Below are 5,540 nucleotides of genomic sequence, written 5' to 3' on the forward strand. Positions count from 1 at the left end.
TTGGTCGACCGCGGACCTCCGACACCATCGTGGTCGCGTAGTTGTAGTCGTCGTTTTGGCGGGCCCGCATGAAGCTGGCCTTGTCCCACTCGATCCGGCCGATGGCGTTACGGGAGTTGGCATGGTGATTCCACTCAGCACACCGGCGACCGAAGGGGCCTGTTGGTTGCGTATCCTGCCACGCTGGCGCTCGGACCATCTCAGCGCATGGACGCGAAGTGGCGGGCGGGGCCGCTGTGCGGGGCCAGTTGCCAGGAGTCGGCGGTGCGAGGGCGGCGAGGGCGTCAGGCTGTGGCCCGGCACTGAGCCCTTTCCAACCTGGCGTCCGTGCTGGTCAACACTCTGCTCCGGTCGGGTCTCCGCAGTCTGCATGAGCCTCTGACCGCGGCCTCCGCAGTCGCCCGACGCTTACGTAAACCTCATGCGGACCGCTCCGAACGGCTCACGCGCCAGGTTGGAAAAGGCTCACTGTCACTACCGACGACGATGTCATTCGTTGGAGGGGCGGTCCGAAAAGACCGCCCCTGACATGCCCAACGGCCAACTATACTCCCGACGATGCCTCTGACCAGGCCAGATAGCGAATCGCTGCTGGAGTACTACTGTAGTGCCTGTTTCTCGGATCTCTCTCCGTGGGTGGGGCGTTGGTGGCAGGCTGGCTAACCCTGCAAAATAGCATTTCAAACGCCTGCGGTAAAGAATAAGCCCAGTGCGCCTCATAGACGGCTAATGGTCGCTGGCCGGCATTCCAGCCCGGCTGCATAACGCATTCAGACCGCGGCAGCGAATACACCAGCAGTAATTTTCGCACCTATGTGCGCGAGTTGGGCCTCCGGCAGAGCTGCGGGCGCACTGGATCTTGCTTCGACAATGCCGCCGCGGAGAGCTTCTGGGCCCTGCTCAAAGAAGAGATCGGTGCCCGTGTCTGGCCCGACCGGACCGCTGCCCGCGCCGAGGTTTTCGACTTCATCGAGACCTTCTATAACCGCCGTCGACTACGCAAGCACAAGGTCTTCGGCTACCTCACCCCGGCCGAGACCCGACAGCGACACCACCACGACCTCGCGGCATAACGATCGAGTGTCCAAGATCACGGGGAAGCTTCAGACGAGGCTGGCGATGGCGCGGTAGGTGTCGGGCAGGCGGTCGCGGCGGTGGGTCCAGCGGGTCAGTTGCTTCCAGCGTTTGTGGTCGGCGAGGGCATGTTCGACGGTGATGCGGTCGGACGAGTGACCGTGGCGGCCGCGTTCCCACTGCTGGACTCTGCCGGGCAGTGCTCCCGGCCGGGGTTTCTCGGCGGTGTGATCGCTTGTCCGCGGTGGTCGCGGCTCAGGCCGAGGTAACCGTCGTCCAGGAGGACCTCGACGTCGGGGAAGTGCTGGAAGCAGACGGCGATGCCTTCGTTGCGGGCGGCCGTGGCATCGTGCATACGGCCAGGCCGCAGGGCGTCGGTCCATAACGTGCGGCCTTGATCGTCGGCGATGACGGTGGCCTTCATGGTGTTCTGCTTTTTCTTTCCGGACAACCGCTCAGGTGGGGTGGCGGGTGAGGCGGGACGTGGCTTGTCCCGGAATCTGCTGTTTGGGCTGCGGTGCCGGGTCGCGGGCCAGGAGATGGTGTTCTCGCTGGTGACGGCAGGTGGAGCGATCACCGCCGGGTGATCAGCGGGATCTGGTGCTGACGGGGACGCCCACGCCGAGCTCCGCGGCCGAGGCGGCCAGTACCCCGACACGCATGAGGGCCTCCAGAGAATCGTGTCCGCAGGCAAGAAAGACCGTTTTCCCTTTTACGGCGACAGGGCTGGGGCCGCATCCCGTAGCGCCGTCCCTCACCAGGGCTCCGTCACCCCGTCGTGCGTGCCGGGACGGGGCAAGGGTGAGCGAACAGACCGGCTGCGTGGTGCCACGACAGGCGGTGCATCAGCGCGGCCAGATTTTCGGCCGCTTCCTGCGCCTCTGTCAGGCCGGCGTGAGACTCGTGGTGCGGCAACAGAACCAGCCAGTCACCCTCCCCAACCGCAGCGAAGAACGCCAGGTGGACACGCCAGTGCGGGTGGGGGCTTACCGGTCGGGCAAGGAACAGCAGTCCCCGGCCAGCGAACACCGTCCGGGTATAGAACTCACCTACCACGACATGGCAGAAGAACGGGTTACCGGCCCGACGGGCAGCCAGCCGGACATGGGTCAGGCCATCCAGCCGGAACGCCTCCTGCACACGCACGGACCCTCGCATCGGTAAATGACGGCGATGCCGCCTCGATCTCGCATTGCTCACATCCCGCCTCAACGCCTACCCGTGGCATCAGGTGCCCGCCTCGGACAACAAATATCGGCTTGACCTGGCGCTTGGCTGCAGGGATTGGCGTGATAAGAGACGCTAAGGGCATATTTGAAATATCATGCCGGATGACCTGCACTTGGAGGTGGTTGTGGTGCCGAACATTACCGTGCTTGTCGAACTGACTCCCTACGGTTACATCGCCACATGCTCCGGCACCCACGTCACCGGGCACGGCCCCACCGAAACAGCCGCGCTTAACGACTTCTGGAACACTTACCGCACCCAGTGGAAACCTCCCGGGACAGCCGCGGCTCCCGACGCCCTGAGCCGCCCGCAACGCCAGCGCGGAATCCGCGACCGCATCCGGCGCGTCCGCGACTCCTTCGGCTGACAGGGCACTCCGCCCACACCACCCTGGCACACGCGAGACAACCGGTCACCGACAGGGAAGCCGAGGAGGAGCGCCCACGGCGTGATCTGCGGCAGTGAACTCCACGCGGTGCGGCCCAGTCGCAGAATTTCGAAATCATAGTAGACATAACGGACATGGCTGCGATGGATGGCAGACGGCCGGTCACGCGCCTGGCACCTCAAGGAGGAACACCATGATGCACTCCGAGCAGATGAGTCCGGACATGAAGAAGTGTGTGGACGACTGCCTGGCTGCGTACAGCATGTGCGAGGAGACCATCAACCACTGCCTGCAGCAGGGCGGCGAGTACCTCGACCCGGCCATGATGCGCACCCTCATGGACTGCGCCGACATGACCCGCATGTGCGCTGACATGTGCATGCGTATGTCGCCCATGGGCAAGGACATGTGCGCCATGTGTGCGCAGGCCTGCGACATGGCCGCGGAGGCGTGTATGCGCATGGAGAACGACGGGCAGATGCAACGGTGCGCAGAAGCCTGCCGCGCCTGCGCTGAGTCCTGTCGATCCATGACCGGCATCCGCGCCTGAGCCAGAACAGACTCCCGGCGGCCCGGCCGCCGGAACTCACGAAGCGCTTGTGGCCACGGCATTGGCTGCCGGGCCACAAGCATCACGCTGGGGAGATTTCGTGTTCCCGGCCGGGATGGGGCCCCTTTTCGTACTGCTTCACGGCATCGGTGGGGCAGAGCTGGCCAGCAGGGCTTCGCAGGTGCTGCATGTCGTACTGGTCGGCTCGCCCCTTCAGAGGGTTGGGAGCATGCTGAGAACCATGATCAGTGCGTCGATCGTGGTACACCCCCTCTCTTCTGCGGGCGGCCGTAGAGTGAGCATGCACTCTTGCGGGCGGGAACGGATTCTCGGCACTGCCTATAGCGATCACGACCTGGTGGTCATCCTGGAAGGCGCCGGGATCGACAATCCCGAGGACGTCCTGGACGATCCGCGGTGGACCGCATGGCGCGGCGGCCACGCGCACCAGTGGGGTGACGCCTGACTCGTGACTGCAGTCGCGCTCCGGGCCTCCGGCAGTCGCTTACTTCTGCCAGCAGCCAGGCCTCCCGGCCTACCGAGGCGAAACCCCTGGTCCTGCCAGATCAGGGGCTATGCGCGGGGAGGGCCTTCGGGGGGGCTGTGTTCGTGGCGTCGCGTGTATGCACCCAAGCGGGGGGTGTCTCTATGTCCTTCGTCAAGGACGTGGTGCCTGGTATGCGGGTGTTTGGGGTGGTCATGCGGTGAGAGTGACGTCGGGGGTCCGGGATTCGTAGAAGGTGCCGTCTCGGAGCATGGCGAACAGGACGCTGATGCGTTGGCGGGCGAGGCGGAGGAGTGCCTGGGTGTGGGTTTTGCCGCGGGCTCTGTGCCGGTCGTAGTAGGCGCGGGAGGCCGGGTCGGCGTTCATGCAGGCGAAGGCGGAGAGGAACATGGCGCGTTTGAGCTGCCGGTTTCCGCCGCGTGGTGCGTGCTCACCATGAATCGAGGTTCCCGACGACTTGGTTGTGGGGGCGAGGCCTGCGTAGGAGGCGAGGTGTGCGGCACTGGCGAAGCCGGTGCCGTCGCCGACGGTGACCAGCAGGACGGCGGCGGTCCTGACTCCGACTCCCGGCATCGAAGTCAGGACCTGGTGAAGAGGGTGAGCCTCCAGCAGGCTGTTGATCTGGGCTTCCAGGGCCCGGCGCTGGTCGTGGACCGCGGCCAGCGAGCGGGCCAGCGACGGTATGACCACGTCGAGGGTGCCGGTGCCTGGGACCACGACGGTCTGCTCGTCGAGTGCGGTGAAGACGTCGTCGATCAGCCGGGTGGCCATGCGGGGGGCCTTGGGCCGGATCACCTCGACGAGTCTGCGACGGCCGGCCTTCCGTAGTGCGGCCGGGGATCCGTAGCGCTCGAGGAGCCAGGTGGCGGCGCCGGCGATGGAGTCTTGCGCGCTCGCCGCGGTGACCAGCACCGCAAGGAGGAACCCGAGCGTATCGGTGATGCCCTGGCCAGTAGCTGGCACGCTGGTGAAGGTTTTGACGCTCTGGGCGTCGATCATGCAGGCCGACGGCTCGGCGTCACGTCCCCCTTCTCGCATAACAGCTGCAGAGCAGGTCGTTGAGCTGGGTGGCCACACCCTCATCGGCCCCATTTGGCCCCCGGAGGCCAGGAGCGAGCTCCAACGGAGCAGACTACGGCGGCTTGATCCTTTCGACTCCTTTGGGTCCGATGGCGTCCATGATGTCGCGCAGGTCATGTTCCGGCGGGTGGCCGAAGTCAGGACCCTGCCCCCGCGCTCGAGGCGCCAGGCAAACAGCACCGGTTACACGGCCGCCCGGTGGTCGCCTACAACGCGGATTTCGATCGGGGAGTCTTCTAGCGGGAACTACGCCGACATTTCAAGGACGCCAGCGTTGCTGAGGGATGGCTCGGCAAGATCCGCTGCCATGCTGCTCTACGCGGTATGGCCAGTGGCCTGTGGTCGGCTGGCACCCGCTCGAGGGCCGGCAGGAGATGGCCTGATCGACCTCGGTGTAACCAATGGCGGTGCTCAGTGGCTTCCTCGCGTAACGCAGGACGCTCGGCGTCGTTCACACACCGAGACTCGCGGGCACGTCAGCGCCCCCGGCCCGCCGGTTCTCCGGCTGATATGGGATACCTCCCTGGAAACCAGCCGTTGTCACACTGAGGACCCGCGCTTTGCCTCCGCTCAGTGCGGGTCCTCAGTGCGCCTGTCCCCAAGCCATGGCGCCTTCTAACGAGTTGGTGCGTGATAGCGGATGAGTCATGTCTGGGCGGCCGTGGTGTGTTTTCAGATGGTGGCTGTGCGGTCGGAGACGAGGCTGGCGATGG

General features: G+C 65.5%; 4 protein-coding genes and 2 pseudogenes. 4 read left to right on the forward strand and 2 right to left on the reverse strand.

The features are described from left to right. Positions 1 to 815: 815 nt before the first annotated feature. A complete protein-coding gene (locus ACZ4NT_RS38555; protein WP_467730083.1) occupies positions 816 to 1,073 on the forward strand; it encodes an integrase core domain-containing protein in 258 nt (85 codons plus the stop codon). A gap of 30 nt (positions 1,074 to 1,103) precedes the next feature. Here the strand turns inward: ACZ4NT_RS38555 and ACZ4NT_RS38560 are convergent. Further along, positions 1,104 to 1,525: pseudogene (locus ACZ4NT_RS38560) on the reverse strand (transposase family protein); the annotation flags it as partial. Positions 1,526 to 1,875: 350 nt separating this feature from the next. On the opposite strand from ACZ4NT_RS38560, the gene ACZ4NT_RS38565 reads away from it, so the two are divergent. From ACZ4NT_RS38565 to ACZ4NT_RS38575, 3 genes are all read left to right on the forward strand, one after another. Then, positions 1,876 to 2,238: a hypothetical protein gene (locus tag ACZ4NT_RS38565; RefSeq protein WP_467730085.1), complete on the forward strand. Its 363-nt coding sequence runs from the start codon at positions 1,876 to 1,878 to the stop codon at positions 2,236 to 2,238. A 160-nt stretch (positions 2,239 to 2,398) separates the two neighbouring features. Further along, entirely contained in the window at positions 2,399 to 2,671 is a 273-nt protein-coding gene (locus ACZ4NT_RS38570; RefSeq protein ID WP_467730087.1) for a hypothetical protein, read from the forward strand. Positions 2,672 to 2,885: 214 nt separating this feature from the next. Beyond that, positions 2,886 to 3,242 (forward strand): four-helix bundle copper-binding protein, encoded by a 357-nt coding sequence (locus tag ACZ4NT_RS38575; protein ID WP_467730089.1) that lies wholly within the window; start codon positions 2,886 to 2,888, stop codon positions 3,240 to 3,242. 697 nt (positions 3,243 to 3,939) lie between these two features. On the opposite strand, the pseudogene ACZ4NT_RS38580 reads toward ACZ4NT_RS38575, so the two are convergent. Further along, a pseudogene (locus tag ACZ4NT_RS38580) lies at positions 3,940 to 4,617 on the reverse strand (transposase); the annotation flags it as partial. Positions 4,618 to 5,540: the final 923 nt, after the last annotated feature.

It is taken from the genome of Streptomyces sp. NPDC026417, from assembly GCF_055567695.1.

Excerpts from the sequence above, each read along its gene's own strand:
- ACZ4NT_RS38570 (WP_467730087.1), top strand. The coding sequence starts at position 2,399 with ATGCCGGATGACCTGCACTTGGAGGTGGTTGTGGTGCCGAACATTACC.
- ACZ4NT_RS38575 (WP_467730089.1), top strand. The coding sequence starts at position 2,886 with ATGATGCACTCCGAGCAGATGAGTCCGGACATGAAGAAGTGTGTGGAC.